Here is a 17,060-nt window from a genome sequence, read left to right as displayed (position 1 = left end):
GGTTAGGAGGATTCTCGGGCGGCGGGGCCGCTGCCGAAGAGGACGTCGTCCCAGCTGGGCAGGCGCTTGCGCGGCTTGCCGGCGGGGTCGGACGTCTCGGTCGCCGCCGCGCCCTGCCGGCGGGGGCGGAGCACGGCCAGGGACGGCACGGCCGGAACTTCCTTGGGCGCGTCGGCATCGTCGTCGAAGGCCGAACCCTGGCCGCCGCCGAGCAGCGCGGCGGCACCACCACTGACCGCCCGCTGCCGGGGCGAATCCGACCCGGCCAGCGCGGCTGGCGAGCGGGGTTCAAGACCGCGGCCCGAGGTCGAACCGAGCGGCCGGTCGAGCGAGGCGAGCAGGGCGTCCCGGCCGGCCCGGATCGGGTCACGGCCCGAGCGGCCCGACTCGGCCGGCGCGGGCAGACCGTGCCCGCCCCGGCTCGGCTCGCCGCGCGACGGGGTGGGCAGGGCATGCCCGCCCCGCTCGGGTGCCGGCTCCTGGCCCAGGATCGGCGTCGGGCGCTCGGCGCAGAGGTATTGCGCCATGTCGTCGTGCGGGGTCACCGACTGGCGGGTCTTGTCCAGATCCCAGACCGCCTGCGCGGTGGCCTTGCCGGACGGCCAAGTGGCGACGATCCGCCAGGTGCCGTCGTCGCGGCGCCACGCGTCCCAGGAGATCTTCTCGGTGTCGATGCCGTGCTGGGCGAGCCGGCCGTTGACCACCTCGGCCAGGGGCGTCGGCTTCTCGGCACCCTTGAGCCGGGTGCGGCGGGCATGCTGGGCGAGCATCGCCCGCTCTTGGAGCACCGGCCCGGCGTAGCGCAGCACCCGGTCGACCGGAACGCCCGCGATGCGGGCCACATCCTCGGCGGACTCACCGGCGCGGATCCGGGCCTGGATGTCCCGTGGGGACAGCGACGGCACCGGGTCGGCGGTGGCCGGGGCCACCGCGAGGGTGGGCGCGCCCGGCTCGGCGTGCAGTGCTCCGGCGATACGCTCGTCGATGGGCAGGGCGAGCAGCCGCCCGACCTCGTCGGCGAGCACCAGGGCCTGGCCGTCCTCGGAGAGGGCGACGAAGCGTACTGGGCGCATTGCGTTGCCTCCGTCCCGCTTCGCTGGCCGTTCGCCACGAGCCGGCCACCCGGGCGTTGCGTACCACCGTACGCCCATTGTCACTCAGGTGGGAGACGCCACGCCCGGTCGTACAGTCGATTCGGGCTGGTCCGCCGCTGTCTGACGGCTCAGCCGGGCCCGGTCGGCCCTGGCCCCGGCGGACCTCGTCAGCCGGCGGGCGGCCCCGCCGCCGACGGGCCCGGCCCCCCGAATGGGTGGCCGGGCCCGCGGCGCGGTTCGCCGGACCGGTCGGCGTGAGGTGCTGGACCGGTGGTGAGGTGCTGGACCGGTTACAGCCGCTCGACGACGTAGTCGATGGAGGCCGTCAGCGCCTCCACGTCGGCGGGCTCGACGGCCGGGAAGAGCGCGACCCGCAGCTGGTTACGGCCCAGCTTGCGGTACGGCTCGGTGTCCACGATGCCGTTGGCGCGCAGCGCCTTGGCGATCGCGGTGGCGTCCACCCCGTCGGCGAAGTCGATGGTGGCGACGACGTTGGAGCGCAGCGCCGGGTCGGCGACGAATGGCGTGGCGACGGCGGAGCGCTCGGCCCAGCCGTACACGATCGACGCGCTTTCGGCCGTGCGCTTGGCCGCCCAGGTCAGCCCACCCTGGGAGTTCATCCAGTCGGTCTGCTCGGCGGCGAGGAAGATCGTCGCCAGCGCCGGGGTGTTGTACGTCTGCTCCAGCCGCGAGTTGTCGATCGCGGTGACCAGGTCGAGGAAGGCCGGGATGTACCGGCCCGACGCCTTGACCTCGGCGGCCCGCTCCAGCGCGGCCGGTGACATCAGGGCCAGCCAGAGCCCGCCGTCGGAGCCGAAGCACTTCTGCGGGGCGAAGTAGTAGACGTCGGTCTCCCCGACGTTGACCTCCAGGCCGCCGGCGCCGGAGGTGGCGTCGACGAGCAGCAGCGAGTCGGGGTCGGCCCCGGCCACCCGGCCGATCGACACCGCCACGCCGGTCGAGGTCTCGTTGTGCGGGGTGGCGTAGACGTCCACGCCCGCCTCGGCGACCAGGGTCGGCGCGCTGCCCGCGTCCGACTTGCGGACGGTGGGCTCGCCGAGGAACGGCGCGTCCTTGACCGCCTTGGCGAACTTCGCGCCGAACTCGCCGAAGTTGGCGAACTGGGCCCGGTCACGGATCAGGCCGAAGGTGGCGACCTCCCAGAACGCGGTGGTGCCGCCGTTGCCGATGATCACCTCGTAGCCCTCGGGCAGGGAGAAGAACTCGGCGATGCCGGAACGCAACCGGGCGACCTGGTCGCGGACCGTCTTCTGCCGGTGCGAGGTGCCCAGGTAGCTGGTCGCCACTTCGGCGAGCGCGGAGACCGCCGCCGGACGGACCTTGGACGGCCCGCAGCCGAATCGGCCGTCGGCGGGCTTGATCTCGTCGGGAATCCGGATGGTCGGTGCGTCAGCCACGATCTTGAAGATCCTTCCGAATGGGCGAGGGTGGGCCCGGTCCACGCCGGTGCGAATCGAGAACCCGTGCGTGGCCGCACAGGCCGCTCGAGATCCGGGCCCCGGTCCGGCGACACTGCCGGTTCATATCCTCGCACCAGCGGCGGCCTGGTCGGCCGCTGGTCCCACGGCCGGAGCTGAGTCCTCCGCCACACCCGTGCACCAGGTTGCGGGGTGTTAACAGGGGCCCCCTCCTCTACCTGAGGCGTTAACAGGGGGCCCCTCCTTGCACCTCAGACGTCGTGGGGGACGGCGTCCCAGCCGTCCACCTCGTGCGGCTTGCGGGGGCTGTGCCCGACGTACCGGGCGGACGGGCGGACCAGCCGCTGCAGCTTCTTCTGCTCCAGGATGTGTGCGCTCCAACCGCCCATCCGGGCGCAGGTGAACATGGAGGTGAACATGTGCGCCGGCACCTCGGCGAAGTCGAGGACCACGGCGGACCAGAACTCGACGTTCGTGGCCAGCACCCGGTCCGGCCGGCGGGCCTGCAACTCGGCCAGGGCGGCCTTCTCCAGCGCCTCGGCGACCTCGAAGCGCGGCGCGCCCAGCTCCTTGGCGGTGCGGCGCAGCACGCGGGCGCGTGGGTCCTCGGCCCGGTACACCCGGTGGCCGAAGCCCATCAGCCGCTCGCCCCGGTCGAGCACACCCTTGACGTAGCCCTCGGCGTCGCCGCTGCGCTCGACCGCCTCCAGCATGGTCAACACCCGCGACGGCGCACCGCCGTGCAGCGGGCCGGAGAGCGCGCCGATGCCCGACGAGATGCAGGCGGCGGCGTCGGCGCCGGTGGAGGCGACGATCCGCGCGGTGAAGGTGGAGGCGTTCAGGCCGTGCTCGGCCGCCGAGATGAAGTACGCGTCGACCGCCTTGACATGCCGCGGGTCGGGCTCGCCGCGCCAGCGCTTCATGAAGCGCTCGACGACGGTGGACGCCTTGTCGATCTCTTTCTGCGGCACCGCCGGCAGGCCGAGGCCCCGGGCCGACTGGGCGACGAAGGAGAGCGCGGTGACCGACACCCGGGCGAGGTCCTCGCGGGTCTGCTCGTCGGAGATGTCCAGCAGCTGCTGCAACCCCCAGTACGGGGCGAGCATGGCGACGGCGGACTGCACGTCGACCCGGATGTCGCCGGAGTGCACAGGCACCGGGAACGGCTCGGCCGGCGGCAGGCCCGGGCCGAACCGGCCGTCGACGAGCAGGGCCCAGACGTTGCCGAAGGAGACCTGGCCGATCAGATCCTCGATGTCGACCCCGCGGTAGCGCAGCGCGCCGCCCTCGCGGTCGGGCTCAGCGATCTCGGTCTCGAACGCGACGACACCCTCAAGTCCGGGTTTGAAATCGGCCATCTCACTGCTCCTGGTGTGTGGTCGGTGCGCCCGCCCGGGCTCGGTGTCCCCGGCCCCGGCCGGGTGAGCGCCTTAGGCGACCCTCAGGGATATGTGTTCGTGACATCTTGCCTGCTGGTTACCGGGTACGCGAGACACGATCGATGTGCTGCACACGACATCCCCGGCCGCGCAAGCCGCCACACCGTCGGCCAGACTGGGCCGTAGAGGCTGGTCGGGCCGGCAGTGGCCCGGTGCGCAGGGGAGGAAACGTGACGGGGGACACACCGCCGCCAGCGGGGATGCGCCACGAGTACGCCGCCGAGTCCGGGCTGATCGAGGCCGACCTGGCGGATGACTGGCACACCCAGTTCGACATCTGGTTCGCCGAGGCGGTGGCCGCCGGGCTGCCGGAGCCGAACGCGATGGTGGTGGGCACCGCCGATGCCGCCGGCCGGCCGAGCGCGCGGACCGTGCTGCTCAAGGGGTACGACCCGGAGGGCTTCGTCTTCTTCACCAACTACCGGTCCCGCAAGGGCGCCGAGGCGCTCACCAACCCGTACGCCAGCCTGGTGTTCCCGTGGTTCCCCATGCACCGGCAGGTGGTCGTCGCCGGCTCGGTGGAGCCGGTCGACCGGGCCGAGACCGAGGCGTACTTCGCCAGCCGGCCCCGCGGCTCCCGACTGGGGGCGTGGGCCAGCGCCCAGTCGTCGGTGCTGCCGGACCGGGCCGCGCTCGACGACGCGTACCGGGCGGCGGCGGAGCGGTTCGCCGACGTGGACCCGATCCCCGCCCCCGAGCACTGGGGCGGGCTGCGGGTACGACCCGAGTCGGTCGAGTTCTGGCAGGGGCGGGCCAGCCGGTTGCACGACCGGCTGCGGTTCCGCAGTACCGGCTCCGGCTGGGTCGTGGAGCGGCTCGCACCGTGACCGCGACCGACACCTCCCGGTCGAGCGAGCAGCGTCGCTGGGCGATCGACCTGCGTCCGCTGCGGGTGCCGGCGTACCGGCGGTTGTGGCTCGGCAACGGCATCGCGATGTTCGGGTTCCAGTTCACCGCGGTCGCCGTACCCGTGGAGATGTACGCGCTGACCGAGGACTCACTCTGGGTGGGACTGCTCGGCATCGCCGGCTTCGTACCACTGCTGATCTTCGGGCTCTGGGGCGGCGCGGTGGCCGACGCGGCCGACCGGCGTCGAGTGCTGCTGGGCAGCTCGGTGCTGCTCTGGATCTCCGTGCTGGGGCTGCTCGCCCAGGCGTTGCTGAACGTCGGCAGCCCGGTGCTGCTGCTGGCGCTGGTGGCGCTGAGCGCGGTCTCGTTCGCGCTCGGCGGCCCGGCCCGGGGCGCGCTCGTCGGCCGGCTGGTTCCCACCGAACTGGTGCCCGCCGCCGCCACGCTGAACTTCACCACGGCGATGGCCACCTCGGTGCTCGGGCCGCTGGCGGCCGGTCTGATCCTCGCCACTTTCGACCTCGACATCGCGCTGCCGATCGCCTACGGCCTGGACGCCACCCTGCTCGTCGCCCTGGTCTGGGCGGCGATCCGGCTGCCCGTCATGCCACCCGAGCCGGATCCGGACGGTACGCCCCGGCAGGCCGGGCTGCGCAGCATCGTCGACGGTGTCCGCTATCTGGCCGGCGCGCCGGTGCTGCTGCTCTCCTTCGCCATCGACCTGATCGCGATGGTGTTCGCCTTTCCCCGGGCCCTCTTTCCCGAGGTGGCGACCGAGCGGTTCGGTGGCGGCGCGGCGGTGGGCTGGCTCTACGCCTCGATCGCGCTCGGGTCGCTGCTCGCCGGGCTCTTCTCCGGCTGGATCGGCCGGGTCCGCCGGCAGGGGCTGGTGCTGGTGCTGGCCGTGGTCGGCTGGGGCGTGGCGGTGGCGCTCGCCGGGCTGGCCCGGCAGCTCTGGCTGGTGGTCGCGTTGCTGGTGCTGGCCGGGGCGGCCGACCTGGTCAGCTCGGTGGTACGGCAGTCGATGCTGATCGTCTACGCGCCGGACCGGATGCGCGGCCGACTCCAGGGGGTCAACACGGTGGTGGTGGCCGGTGGACCGCGCCTGGGTGATCTGCGGGCCGGTGCCATGGCGGCCGGGTTCGGCAGCGGGGTGGCCTGGGTCGGTGGCGGCCTGGCGGCGGCGGCACTCGCGGTGCTGCTCGCAGTGGCGTTCCCGGTGCTGACCCGCTACCGGGCCGCGACCGGGTCGCCGCCGGCGGACGACGTCGCGCAAGGCCGACCGCAGCGAGCGGAGACCGGTTCCGGAGGCTAGGGTCTGGCGACATGGAAACCCGCGAGCCGCGTCCCCTGTCGGGGGCACAGTGGACCATTTCCGCCGCCGGCCACGAGGCGGTGATCGTCGAGTTGGGCGGCGGACTGCGCGCCTACCGGCAGGACGGCGTCGAGCACCTCGACGGGTTCGCCGCCGACGAGATGTGTCCCGGTTCGGCCGGCCAGGTGCTTGCGCCCTGGCCGAACCGGATCCGCGACGGCGTCTACACCTTCGGCGAACGGTCACTTCAGCTCCACATCACCGAGCCGGAGCGGTACACCGCCCTGCACGGCCTGGTCAACTGGGCGTCGTGGGAGTTGATCGAGCAACGCCCGGACGAGGTCACGATCGGCCACGACCTGCTGCCGAAGCCGGGTTACCCGTGGCCGTTGCGGCTGCGTACCCGGTGGAGCGTGGGGGCGGACGGGCTGCGCGCCGAGCACGAGGTGACGAACGTCGGTGTCGAGCCGGCGCCGTTCGGCTTCTCCGTGCACCCGTACCTGCGCCTGCCGGGGGTGGCGGTGGACGACATCGCGTTGCGGGTGCCGGCACAGAGCCGGGTGGTGGTGGACAGCCGGCTGTTGCCGGTGGGTGTGGCGAAGGTCGCCGGCACCGAGTACGACTTCACCGAGCCACGACGTATCGGCGACGCGGTGCTGGACCTGGCCTTCGGCGATGTGGTGCGCGATGACGACGGGGGCTCGGCGGTCACCCTCACCGGCCCGGACGGCACGGGTGGGCTGCGGATCTGGGCCGACGCGCAGTTCGGCTGGTGGCAGGTCTACACCGGTGACACGCTCTCCGGTGAGCGGCACCGCCGCTCGGTCGCGGTGGAGCCGATGACCTGCCCGCCGGACGCGTTCCGGTCCGGCCGGGATCTGATCGTCCTGGCGCCGGGGGAGACCTGGCGCGGTGGCTGGGGCATCCGGCCCACGGAGCCGGGCACACGCTGAGGAGAGTCCTGTGGAGTTCGCGGAGGTCGTACGGCGGCGCCGGATGGTGCGCAACTACGACCCGGACCGCCCGGTTCCGCCGGAGGTGCTCCAGCGGTTGCTGGAGCACGCGGTCCGGGCGCCGTCGGCCGGGTTCTCCCAGGGTTGGGGGTTCCTGGTGCTGGAGGAGGCAGCCGAACGGGAACGCTTCTGGGCGGCCAGCACACCGGAGGGCGGCGGGATGGGGCGCTGGTTGACCGGGATGCGTCGCGCCCCGGTGATCGTGGTGCCGCACGCCAACCGCTCGGTCTACCTGGAGCGGTACGCGGAGCCGGACAAGGGCTGGGCGGACCGGTCGACGGACCGTTGGCCGGTGCCCTACTGGTACGTCGACACCGGGTTCGCCGCGCTGCTGATGATGCTGACCGCCGTCGACGAGGGACTCGGTTCCTGCTTTTTCGGCATTCCGCCGCAGCGGTTGGAGTCGTACCGTGCGGCCTTCGGCGTGCCGGAGGCGTACCACCCGATCGGCGCGCTCACGATCGGTTACCGTGCGCCCGACCACCGGTCACCATCGTTGCGCCGAGGACGGCGTCCGGTGGAGGAGGTTGTCCGGCGCGGGCGGTGGAGCTGACCCGAAGCGGTCGGTTTCGTCCGGTTGAGAACCGGACGACAGGTGGTGAAACTGGCATCAGGGAACAGAACGTGGGGTGCGGGGTGCGGCTACGCTGGCAAGGTCATCGGTGCTGCGGGTCGCGGCGCCACGCCGCGACCGGCGTCGCGGTTCGTCCCGGCCAGGGGGAGGGGAGCGTGCCGTCGTGATCTTCAGAGCGGTCCGGGACGGGCGTCCCTATCCGGAACACAATCTGACGCTCAAGCAGTGGGCGGAGATTCCGCCCCGTCCGTTGCGGCTGGACCAACTCATCACCACCAAGCGGGAACTGGCGCTGGACAAGCTCCTCGCCGAGGACTCCACCTTCTACGGTGACCTGTTCCCGCACGTGGTCCAGTGGAACGGCGGCCTCTATCTGGAGGACGGCCTGCACCGGGCGTTGCGCGCCGCGCTGCAACAGCGCAACCAGATCCACGCCCGGGTGTTCGTGTATTCCGGCCCGGTCGAGTGAGTGCGGGTCCGGTCGACCTGCTCGACCTGGACTCGTCGCTGACCGAGGAGGAACGGCAGGTCCGCGCCGTCGTGCGCCGGCTTGTCGACGATCGGGTACGCCCGCACGTCGCCGGCTGGTACGAGGCGGGTCAGGTACCGGCCCGGGAGTTGGCCCGCGAGTTCGGCCGGCTCGGCCTGCTCGGCATGCACCTGACCGGGTACGGCTGCGCCGGCTCGTCGGCCGTCGCGTACGGGTTGGCCTGCCTGGAACTGGAGGCCGGTGACTCGGGCATCCGGTCGCTGGTCTCGGTGCAGGGGTCGCTGGCGATGTACGCCATCTGGCGCTACGGCAGCGAGGAGCAGAAGCAGCGGTGGTTGCCGGCGATGGCGGCCGGCGAGGCGATCGGCTGCTTCGGCCTCACCGAGCCGGATCACGGCTCCGATCCGGCGTCGATGGCCACCCGGGCCCGCCGCGACGGCGACGACTGGATCCTGCACGGCGGCAAGATGTGGATCACCAATGCGCCGATCGCCGAGGTGGCGGTGATCTGGGCGCGTACCGACGACGGGGTGCGCGGGTTCGTCGTACCGATGGACACGCCCGGGGTGGCGGCGCGGGAGATCGGCCGCAAGATGTCGTTGCGCGCCTCGGTGACCGGTGAGATCTCACTCGACGAGGTCCGGCTGCCGGCGGACGCCCGGCTGCCCGACGCGGTCGGGCTGAAGGCGCCGCTGAGCTGCCTCACCGAGGCCCGGCACGGCATCGTCTGGGGTGCGCTCGGCGCGGCCCGCGACTGCCTGGAGACCACCCTGACGTACGCCGGCACCCGCACCCAGTTCGGTCGCCCGCTCGCCGGTTTCCAGCTCACCCAGGCGAAGCTCGCCGACATGGCGGTGGAGTGGCAGAAGGGCTTCCTGCTTGCCCTGCACCTGGGCCGGCTGGCCGACGCCGGGAAGCTCCGCCCGGAACAGGTAAGCGTCGGCAAGCTCAACAACGTACGCGAGGCGCTGGCCATCGCCCGGCAGTGCCGCACCATCCTCGGCGCGAACGGTGTCTCCGGCGACTATCCGGTCATGCGGCACGCCAACAACCTGGAGAGCGTGCTCACCTACGAGGGCACCTCGGAGATCCACCAGTTGGTGATCGGCCAGAAGTTGACCGGGATCTCCGCGTTCACCTGACCGGTCGTCGAGTTCACCGAGTAGCGGAGCCCTTGGTCTCCCGGGCCCGCAGCGGGACGTCCGCCCGCACCTGCCAGCCCGCACCGGGCAACCGGCCCGCCTCGAACCGGCCGCCGAACAACTGCACCCGTTCCCGCATGCCGACCAGTCCGTAACCGCTGCCGCCCGACCGTCTCGGTTGGCCGGTGTGCCGGCCGTCGTCGCGCACCTGGACCCGGACGATCCCGTCTGCGGCGCGTACCGTCGCGGTGATCTCCTGGGCGTCGGTGGCGTACCGCCGCGCGTTCGTCACCGACTCCTGCACCAGCCGCAGCACCGTGGTCGCGACCTCCGCCGGTACCGGCTCGGTGAGCTCCACCGTCAGCCGGACCGGGACGCCACCTTCCGGAGTGGCCGTCACCGCGTGCAGATCGGCGACCAGGTCCGTGGTCAGCGGCACCGCCTCCCCGCCGCCCTCACCGGTGTCCTGCAACATGACGACCATCCGCTGCATCGCCGACAGGGCGTCCGCGCCGGCGCGTTCGATCACCGGCAGCACCCGTCCGGGGGCGTCGGGGTCTGGCCCGGCCACCGCCTGCGCCGCCTGGGCCTGCACCACCATCCCGCCGATGTGGTGCGCCACCACGTCGTGCAACTCCCGCGCCAGGGCAACCCGCTCCTGTAGCTGCGCCGCGAGCACCACGGCCCGGGTCTCCCGCGCGTGTTCGGCGTCGCGCGCCCGCAGGTACCAGCCGACGAGGACAGCCAGCACCGGCAGAACCGCCGCCCAGCCCAGGTCCTGAGGGAAGTCGGGGTGCTCCGGCCGCAGGACCGGGACCACGAGACAGCTCAGCAGGAGCAGCCCCACGACTCCGGTGGCGGTGGACCCGGGGGACCGGCGGACGACGGCGACGATGACGGCCAGGACCGCGACGACCTCGGCGGTCAGCAGTCCGCCCGCGGCGGAGAGGACGGTGGCGTCGGCCAGCCGCAGCACCACCGACCACACCAGCAGGATCCCCGCGGCACCCACCCCCGCGACGGTCGGCCAGCGGGACGCCAGCAGCGCGAGGCCGCACAGGGCGAAGGAACCCGGCAGCCCCCACCGATCGTCGTACCGGGTCAGCTCGCTCGCCGCCGCTCCGTCCAGGGCCAACGCGAGCACGAGCAGCCCGGCCAGGGGCCAGTCCCAGGTGATCAGACCTCGCCAGTTGAGCCGCACACCGCCACCAAGCTGTCCGCGCACGGGCCAGGATCCCGGGCAGTCGCCGGTGACGATAACCCAACTGCCGTACGGGTCCGGTGCCGACGAGGCGTACCCGTACTGTGTCCAATGTCCTCTCCGTGGTCGGCGGAGGCGTTGCGGGTTGGTGGGAAGACTGTGCTGATGGCGCCGGTGCTGCGGCAGTTGCCGTTGGCGATTCTGCTGGTGGTCCTGGCGCTGCTCGACGTGCAGACCTTGGTGGAACTGGACACCGCGGGCCGGGGATGGGTGGTGCCGGGCGCCGTCGCGGTGGCGGCCATGGCGCTGCTGGCGCAGGCGCGGCCGGTTGCCGGGGCGCTGGGCGCCGTGGCGACGCTCGTCGTCTCGTCGGGGCTGCTGCGGGTGGTCGGTGCCGAGATGCCGGCGGGCCTGGCGGCTACCGAGTTCGCCGCGCTGGCGGCCGTGATCGTGGCGGTGGTCCGGCGGGTTCCGGCGGTCGTGGCGACCGGGCTCACCGGGTTGGTCCTGGCCACCGCTGTGGCGGCGGCGCAGCTACGGCCGGCGTACTGGTCGCTGCCCGCCGGGTCGACGCCGGAGCCATGGTGGAGCGTGGGGCTGTCCGGAGTGGCGATGGCGGTGCTGCCGGTGGCGTACGGGTGGTACCTGCGGGGTCGTGACCGGGAGCGGGCCCGGGCGAGCCGCGCCGCGGTGTTTGCCGCGCGGCAGCGTGAGCGGCTGGGCCTGGCGCGGGAACTCCGTGACGTGGTGGCACACCAGGTCGGCGTGATGACGGAACAGGTGCGGGCCGCGCAGGTGCGGTCCGCGGCGGAGCCGGGCGCGGCGGCCCAGGTGCTGCCGGTGATCGAACGCTCCGGGATCGAGGCGCTGTCCGTGATGCGTCGCCTGGTCACCGCGCTGCGCGACCGTGAACCGGGCGAGGGGCAGGCCCTGGCGCCGCTGGCCCGGACCACCGACCTGGCGGCCGACCTACGGACGGTGACGGCGGCCGGCAGCCCGCCGGTGCGCCTGACGGTCGAGCTGGCCGAACCGGTGGCCGACGAGGTCGCCACATCGGTGCTGCGTCTCGTGCAGGAGTCGGTGACCAATGCCCGGCGGCACGCCGACCGGGCCCGGGAGATCGTGGCCTCGGTATGGACGGAGGCGGGGAACGTCCGGGTCGAGGTCCGCGACGACGGGAGGGCCACCGGGAGGGTCCGTGGACACCGCGTTGGTTCCGGGCTCGTCGGCATGCGGGAGCGGGTGCGTCTGCTCGGTGGCCGGTTCACCGCCGGCCGCACGACCGGTGGCTGGCGGGTGACCGCCGACGTGCCGCTGCGCCAGGCTGAGCGGTAGACCGGGCCGTATCATTCGTGCGGTTCGCTGAGGCAGGCCCGCGGCAGTGGCCGTCGGTGTCACCAGGATGGGGACGGTAGGCAGTGCGGGTCTTGATCGCCGATGACCAGGAACTGATGCGGGTCGGGTTCCGGATGATCCTGGAGGCCCAGCCGGACATCACAGTGGTGGCCGACGTCGCCGACGGGCAGGCAGCGGTCGAGGCGGCGCGCCGGCTGCGCCCGGACGTGTGCGTACTGGACATCCGGATGCCGGTCCTGGACGGACTACAGGTGACCCGGCTGCTCGCGGGTCCCGACGTGGCCGATCCAATCCCGGTCGTCGTCATCACCATGTTCGACGACGACGAGTACGTGGACACCGCCCTGCAGTACGGGGCGAGCGGCTTCCTGCTCAAGGACTGCGGACCGGCCCTGCTGGTCGAGGCGGTACGGGCGGCCGTACGCGGCGACACACTGGTGGCGCCACAGGTCACGGTCCGGCTGCTGCGTCATTTCCGGCACCGGCCGCAGGTCCGGGCGGCCATACCGGTGGAGTCCCTGACGGACCGGGAGAGCGACGTCGTGCGGGCGGTGGCACGGGGATTGACCAACCAGGAGATCGCGGCCGAGTTGTTCGTCGCGGTGTCCACAGTCAAGACGCACCTGGCTGCCGCGCAGTCGAAGCTCGGGGTACGGAACCGGGTCGAGGTCGCCTCCTGGGCGTGGCGCGCGGGGCTGGTCGACGCCTGACAGGTGCGGGACGTGCCTCCACCGAAAGGTGGAGGCACGGTGCCGGATATCCGCCCAGCGCCGAGCCGGTGCCGGCTCACGGACGGAAGGCATCGGGGTCGCGGTTCGGCAGGCTCTAGGGCATGAACACGCGTCGCAACCATTCGTTCGTCATCGGAGCTGTCCTCGCCGCTGCCGCCACCCTGCTCACCGCCTGCGACAGTGACCAGGACACCGCCGCGGCACCGTCGGCCAGCTCCGCGCCGGCCCCGTCCGGGACGGCCGTGGCGCCGCCTGCTTCTGTGGCCCCCGACGAGACCTCGACCGCGTCGGCGTCCGTCGCGCCGACCGGGAAGGCCACTGCCGCTCCGGCCAGGCCGACGGCTGGGCCGACGACCAAGGCGAAGGTCACCTCGGACCTGTCCGAGCTCCGCATCACCGGCATCAGGGCCGGCAAGAGCGTCCTGATCGACGTCGCCGGGGACGGCGTGGACCGCTTCCTCCAGGTGGGGCGGAGCGCTGTCAACTTCACCGGGACCGGCCGCACGGACTCCACGATGATGGCCCTGTACCCGGCCGCGGTTTCGGCCGAGAACCGGGTGGTCATCAAGCCGCCGTTCTGGAACGAGGAAGCCGGTGGCGGGTACTGCGTCGCGGACACCGCCGGTGCCCCGCTGAAGCTGGAGACCTGCCAGGACGGGAAGGCGTCGCAGGTCTGGCGGGTGGCCCTGGCCGGTGACTCCGGCCTGTTCGAGCTGCACGGCGCCTACGGCGTCATCCGCGTCAAGGACGGCCGCATCACGACCGGCGAGGACGGGGACACCGGCCTTCAGGTCCTGCCGTACGCCCAGTGACGGTTCCCGCAGCCCGTTTCCTGTGCACGACGAACGACCCACCCCACCCGAGGGACGACCGCGCTGCGGTACGTCCACCTGAGAGAGAGAAGCAGACAATGGGATTCACGTTCTACTTGGCGCTGTTCGCGGTGGCCGCATCCGTGGCCGTCTTCCTGGTGGCACGCAGGCGCTTCAGCCTCGGTGCCGCGTCAGGACTGTCGGCGCTCACCTTCCTGGGCATCGCCGCCGCCTCGGTCATGTGGATCCAGCTGGCCCTCAGCGGCATGGACGGCTGAACGAGCCGACCGACCCAACACGGCGTGACCGCGGAACTCCCCAGACCCGTGTTTCGGGTCGAGGGACCAGGGCGTTGAGATCGAGCCGGGTGACGTGTCGTCACCCGGCTCGATCTCGTTCAGCCCGTTGCTACTCGGGGGCGTGCGGTCAGTGGCGGGGCAGGGCGGCGACGATCAGGTTGGGGTCGGTGCCGGTGAGGTAGGCGGCGCTGGTGACGTACACCGTCCCGCCGCGGACGGCGACCGCCGTCGGGTTCTGCAGACCGTCGGCGGCGGTCAGCAGCGTCGTCGACCGGCCGGCTCCGTCGATGCGGGCCACCGTGTTCTGGCCGACGAGGGCGGCGATCACCTGGTCGGTGCCGCTGCCGGCGAAGGCGAAGTCGTCGATGCCGGTCAGGCCGTCGGCCCGGACCTCGACCTTCGCCGGTGCGCCGTGGTGCACCGGAATCCGCAGCAGCGTGCCCTGGTCCAGGTTGGTGGCCCACACCGCGCCGTCGCGGACCTTGACGCCGTTGACCCCCAGGAAACCGGTAGGGGCGAGTTCGGGTGCCGAGGACCAGACGGTCACCCGTCCGCCGGTCCGCTGCACCGTGGAGATCGTGCCGAGCACCGAGTCGGTGACGTAGAAGATCCCCCGCCGCTCGTCGAAGGTCAGGCCGTTGGGCAGGCCGTTCTCCGGTAGTGCGGCGATGCGGTGCGGCGTGCCGCCCGGCTTGAGCCGGTACAGGCCGGTCGAGGCGGCGTCACCACTGGCGTACAGGAAATACAGCGTCCCGTCCCGGTGCCGCACGATGCCCGTGGTCAGGGGGAACCCGAGCGCCGGCGTGTCGACCCCGCCGTCGGCGGGGGCGGCCAGGGTCGCCAGGGTACGGATCGTGCCGTCCCGGTCGATCGCGGCGACCTGACGGGCACCGGCGAAGGTGACGTACGCGGTGCCGGCCGGCGAGAACGCGATATTCTCCGGTAGCTGGCCCTTGGCCAGGTCGAAGTGCAGCGCGATCCGGGAACGGAGCGTGGTGGCCTGGGTGGCCGACGGCGGTACGGCCGATGCCGGTGCCGTGACGGCTGGCGAAACGGGGACGGCAGCCGAAGCGGTGCCGGTGCCCAGCACCGTCACGACGGTGAGGCCGGCTACGGCGGCGGCGATCGGGGCGTTGACAATTCTCTTGCGCACTTGTCCTGCTCTCCTTGTGGATGGTTGCTCGGCGCATCTGCCGGCCGAGTGGGCGGGTGTCAGCGGCGCCGTTTCCGGGCGCACGGGACCGTGGCACCACTTCCCGGGCGCACGGGACCGTGGCGCCGTTTCCCGGGCGCCGACGATGACCTGACTGTGGTTGCGGAACTGCCGCGAAACGCCTGTGCGGGACAGGCGACGTAGCGAACGGACGGGTTACCGGGCGGTCGGTGCGTGGATGGTCGTCGCCCCGTCGGCGGGTGCTGTCCGGGCGGTGACCACGCTGTGCACCAGCAGGGTCATTGCCGCCTGGGAGGGGGAGCCGGGCTCGGTGGTGGCGACCACGAGGTGCTGGCCCTGTTCGGTCCGCAGGCTCTGCTGGGTGACGCTCATCGCGCCGACCAGCGGATGCCGCATCTCGTACACCGGCTCGCCGCCGGACTTCACGCGGTGATCGGCCCACATGTGGCTGAACTCCGGACTCCTGACCGAGAGCTCGCCGATCAGCACGGCCAGGGCCGGATCATCGGGATACTGGCCGGATGAGAGTCGCAGGGTGCCGACCACGGCGCGCGCCTTTTCCGGCCAGTCGCCGTACAGCTCGCGGGTGTGCGGGTCGAGAAACACCAGACGAGCCATGTTCGGCCGGGTCTGCGGCTGCTGCGGACTCGTGAACTCCAGGTGTCCGGCGAACAGGGCGTTCCCGGCGCGGTTCCAGGCCAGCACGTCACTGCGCCGTCCCAGCACCAGTACCGGAACGTCACCCAGTGCCGTGATGAGTTGGCGCACCGCCGGACTGACCCGCTCCGGTGCCACCCGCCGGCCGCCGGCCCGGCGGCGGGATCCGGTGGCCAGGTCGTGCAGGTGCCGGCGCTCCGCCTCGTCGAGCCGCAACGCGGTGGCGATGGCGTCCAGGACCTCTGCGGAGGCGTTCGATGACTGCCCCTGTTCGAGCCTGGCGTAGTACGAGGAGCTGACCCCGGCGAGCAGCGCCAGCTCCTCCCGGCGAAGCCCGGCCACCCGCCGCCGGCCGGGGTAGGTTGCCAGGCCGACGTCCGCCGGCCTGAGCTGCGAACGGCGGGTGTAGAGGAACTCGCCGAGCTGTCGTTTCGCGTCCACGTCACCCAGTATTCGGCCGGCCGGGGCCGGTAACCACACCCTCTCCGGGGTAGCCCGCACGGTGGGTGGCTACGGTTCCCGGGGCCGGGCACCCGCGCCGTGGGCGACGACTACCGGTGTCCCCCGCGAGACCGCTTGACCTGCGAAAACAGGCGGCCATCCGACTCGACGAGCGGCTGTCGTACCGGGGGCTTACCGTCATCAACAGACAACGCGTCTGACAAGGACGGTGAGGGCGATGGCACGCGACGGCGACATCAACGAGCCCACCAGCGCATACCCGCAGGTTGATCCACACTCGGACCTGGCGGAGCCGCACGACGACCGGCCGGGCGGCCCGCCCGCGCCGTCGGGGGGCGGTGCGGTGCGCGCCCTGCTCTGGGTGCTCGGTGCCGCGGCGGTGGCGGTGGTGGTGCTGCTCGGTGTGCAGACCACCGGGCTCCTGCCGGAGTTCCGTAACCCCTTCACCAAGGAGCAGACCGACCGCAGCCAGCCCGCGCTGCTGGAGTCGATGCAGGACCTCAGCCGCTATGTGGCCGCCGAGGGCAATTTCCAGGTGGTGGTGGACCTCCAGAACGACCGGAAGCACGTGCCGGACTGGCTGGTCAACGACCGGACACTCTTCGTCGGCTCGGGCAGTGTGGAGGCGTACGTCGACTTCGGCGCCCTCACCGAGGGGGCGGTCGTGCCGTCGGCGGACGGCAAGTCCGTCGAGATCAAGCTGCCTGCGCCGCAGCTCGCCGAGACCAATCTCGACCTGGACAAGAGCTACGTCTTCGCCGAGGAGCGCGGCCTGCTCAACCGGGTCGGCGACCTGATCGGTGGCGACCCGAACCGGCAGCAGCAGGTCTACCAGCTGGCCGAGGACCGGATCACCGCCGCCGCCCGGGAGAGCGGCTTGGCCGTCCGAGCCGAGGAGAACACCCGCAAAATGCTAGAAGGTCTACTCCGCTCCCTCAACTACGAACAAATCACCATCACCTACACCACCCCCTAACCCCTGTCGCTTATACACATCTCCGAGCCCACGAGAC

At 72.2% G+C, this 17,060-nt stretch carries 17 protein-coding genes; 11 read left to right on the top strand and 6 right to left on the bottom strand.

All coding sequences use genetic code 11. From position 1 onward, the window contains the following. Nucleotides 1-2: 2 nt before the first annotated feature. The 3 genes from sepH to C1I93_RS18550 all read right to left on the bottom strand — a co-directional run bounded on the left by sepH (nt 3) and on the right by C1I93_RS18550 (nt 3,891). On the bottom strand, nt 3-1,073 hold the full coding sequence (sepH, locus tag C1I93_RS18560; RefSeq protein WP_111244558.1) for a septation protein SepH: 1,071 nt from the start codon (nt 1,071-1,073) through the stop codon (nt 3-5). A 311-nt stretch (nt 1,074-1,384) separates the two neighbouring features. Then, nucleotides 1,385-2,512: a phosphoserine transaminase gene (gene serC, locus C1I93_RS18555; RefSeq protein ID WP_111244561.1), complete on the bottom strand. Its 1,128-nt coding sequence runs from the start codon at nt 2,510-2,512 to the stop codon at nt 1,385-1,387. Between the two features lie 272 nt (nt 2,513-2,784). Beyond that, nucleotides 2,785-3,891: a citrate synthase 2 gene (locus tag C1I93_RS18550; RefSeq protein WP_111244557.1), complete on the bottom strand. Its 1,107-nt coding sequence runs from the start codon at nt 3,889-3,891 to the stop codon at nt 2,785-2,787. 281 nt (nt 3,892-4,172) lie between these two features. On the opposite strand from C1I93_RS18550, the gene pdxH reads away from it, so the two are divergent. The 6 genes from pdxH (at nt 4,173) to C1I93_RS18520 (ending at nt 9,355) form a co-directional block, all read left to right on the top strand. After that, entirely contained in the window at nt 4,173-4,799 is a 627-nt protein-coding gene (gene pdxH / locus C1I93_RS18545; protein ID WP_181445225.1) for a pyridoxamine 5'-phosphate oxidase, read from the top strand. Further along, on the top strand, nt 4,796-6,136 hold the full coding sequence (locus C1I93_RS18540) for an MFS transporter (protein WP_111244555.1): 1,341 nt from the start codon (nt 4,796-4,798) through the stop codon (nt 6,134-6,136). Before pdxH ends, C1I93_RS18540 begins: the two co-directional genes overlap by 4 nt. Nucleotides 6,137-6,147: 11 nt before the next feature. After that, entirely contained in the window at nt 6,148-7,089 is a 942-nt protein-coding gene (locus C1I93_RS18535) for an aldose 1-epimerase family protein (protein ID WP_111244554.1), read from the top strand. Nucleotides 7,090-7,099: 10 nt separating this feature from the next. After that, a complete protein-coding gene (locus C1I93_RS18530) occupies nt 7,100-7,702 on the top strand; it encodes a nitroreductase family protein (RefSeq protein WP_111244553.1) in 603 nt (200 codons plus the stop codon). A gap of 184 nt (nt 7,703-7,886) precedes the next feature. Next, entirely contained in the window at nt 7,887-8,192 is a 306-nt protein-coding gene (locus C1I93_RS18525) for a type II toxin-antitoxin system VapB family antitoxin (RefSeq protein WP_111244552.1), read from the top strand. Beyond that, nucleotides 8,189-9,355 (top strand): acyl-CoA dehydrogenase family protein, encoded by a 1,167-nt coding sequence (locus tag C1I93_RS18520; protein WP_111244551.1) that lies wholly within the window; start codon nt 8,189-8,191, stop codon nt 9,353-9,355. Before C1I93_RS18525 ends, C1I93_RS18520 begins: the two co-directional genes overlap by 4 nt. A gap of 13 nt (nt 9,356-9,368) precedes the next feature. On the opposite strand, the gene C1I93_RS18515 is transcribed toward C1I93_RS18520, so the two are convergent. Then, a complete protein-coding gene (locus C1I93_RS18515; RefSeq protein ID WP_111244550.1) occupies nt 9,369-10,580 on the bottom strand; it encodes a sensor histidine kinase in 1,212 nt (403 codons plus the stop codon). Nucleotides 10,581-10,667: 87 nt separating this feature from the next. Here C1I93_RS18515 and C1I93_RS18510 point away from each other — a divergent pair, with 87 nt between their 5' ends. From C1I93_RS18510 to C1I93_RS18495, 4 genes are all read left to right on the top strand, one after another. After that, entirely contained in the window at nt 10,668-11,891 is a 1,224-nt protein-coding gene (locus C1I93_RS18510; protein WP_146603527.1) for a sensor histidine kinase, read from the top strand. Between the two features lie 83 nt (nt 11,892-11,974). Next, complete coding sequence (locus tag C1I93_RS18505) at nt 11,975-12,622, top strand: response regulator (protein WP_223256398.1); 648 nt, start codon at nt 11,975-11,977, stop codon at nt 12,620-12,622. Between the two features lie 122 nt (nt 12,623-12,744). Beyond that, a complete protein-coding gene (locus C1I93_RS18500; RefSeq protein WP_111244548.1) occupies nt 12,745-13,455 on the top strand; it encodes a hypothetical protein in 711 nt (236 codons plus the stop codon). 98 nt (nt 13,456-13,553) lie between these two features. Next, nucleotides 13,554-13,733 carry a hypothetical protein gene (locus C1I93_RS18495; protein WP_212808669.1) on the top strand — a complete coding sequence of 60 codons (180 nt, stop codon included), beginning with the start codon at nt 13,554-13,556 and terminating at the stop codon, nt 13,731-13,733. Between the two features lie 148 nt (nt 13,734-13,881). Here C1I93_RS18495 and C1I93_RS18490 read toward each other — a convergent pair whose 3' ends face one another. After that, nucleotides 13,882-14,907 carry an SMP-30/gluconolactonase/LRE family protein gene (locus C1I93_RS18490; protein WP_212808668.1) on the bottom strand — a complete coding sequence of 342 codons (1,026 nt, stop codon included), beginning with the start codon at nt 14,905-14,907 and terminating at the stop codon, nt 13,882-13,884. 216 nt (nt 14,908-15,123) lie between these two features. Continuing rightward, nucleotides 15,124-16,026: a helix-turn-helix domain-containing protein gene (locus tag C1I93_RS18485; RefSeq protein WP_111244547.1), complete on the bottom strand. Its 903-nt coding sequence runs from the start codon at nt 16,024-16,026 to the stop codon at nt 15,124-15,126. A gap of 238 nt (nt 16,027-16,264) precedes the next feature. On the opposite strand from C1I93_RS18485, the gene C1I93_RS18480 reads away from it, so the two are divergent. Continuing rightward, nucleotides 16,265-17,023 carry a DUF4230 domain-containing protein gene (locus C1I93_RS18480; protein WP_111244546.1) on the top strand — a complete coding sequence of 253 codons (759 nt, stop codon included), beginning with the start codon at nt 16,265-16,267 and terminating at the stop codon, nt 17,021-17,023. Nucleotides 17,024-17,060: the final 37 nt, after the last annotated feature.

The organism is Micromonospora endophytica (genome assembly GCF_003236305.1).
Classification (GTDB): domain Bacteria; phylum Actinomycetota; class Actinomycetes; order Mycobacteriales; family Micromonosporaceae; genus Micromonospora; species Micromonospora endophytica.
The sequence above is the reverse complement of the archived record's forward strand: the minus strand, read 5'-3'. Positions and strand labels throughout refer to the sequence as shown.

Bases quoted from the DNA above. Each gene is read 5' to 3' on its own strand.
- sepH (WP_111244558.1), bottom strand. From the start codon at position 1,073: ATGCGCCCAGTACGCTTCGTCGCCCTCTCCGAGGACGGCCAGGCCCTG.
- C1I93_RS18480 (WP_111244546.1), top strand. From the start codon at position 16,265: ATGGCACGCGACGGCGACATCAACGAGCCCACCAGCGCATACCCGCAG.
- C1I93_RS18510 (WP_146603527.1), top strand. From the start codon at position 10,668: ATGTCCTCTCCGTGGTCGGCGGAGGCGTTGCGGGTTGGTGGGAAGACT.
- pdxH (WP_181445225.1), top strand. From the start codon at position 4,173: ATGCGCCACGAGTACGCCGCCGAGTCCGGGCTGATCGAGGCCGACCTG.
- C1I93_RS18535 (WP_111244554.1), top strand. From the start codon at position 6,148: ATGGAAACCCGCGAGCCGCGTCCCCTGTCGGGGGCACAGTGGACCATT.
- C1I93_RS18500 (WP_111244548.1), top strand. From the start codon at position 12,745: ATGAACACGCGTCGCAACCATTCGTTCGTCATCGGAGCTGTCCTCGCC.
- C1I93_RS18550 (WP_111244557.1), bottom strand. From the start codon at position 3,891: ATGGCCGATTTCAAACCCGGACTTGAGGGTGTCGTCGCGTTCGAGACC.
- C1I93_RS18495 (WP_212808669.1), top strand. From the start codon at position 13,554: ATGGGATTCACGTTCTACTTGGCGCTGTTCGCGGTGGCCGCATCCGTG.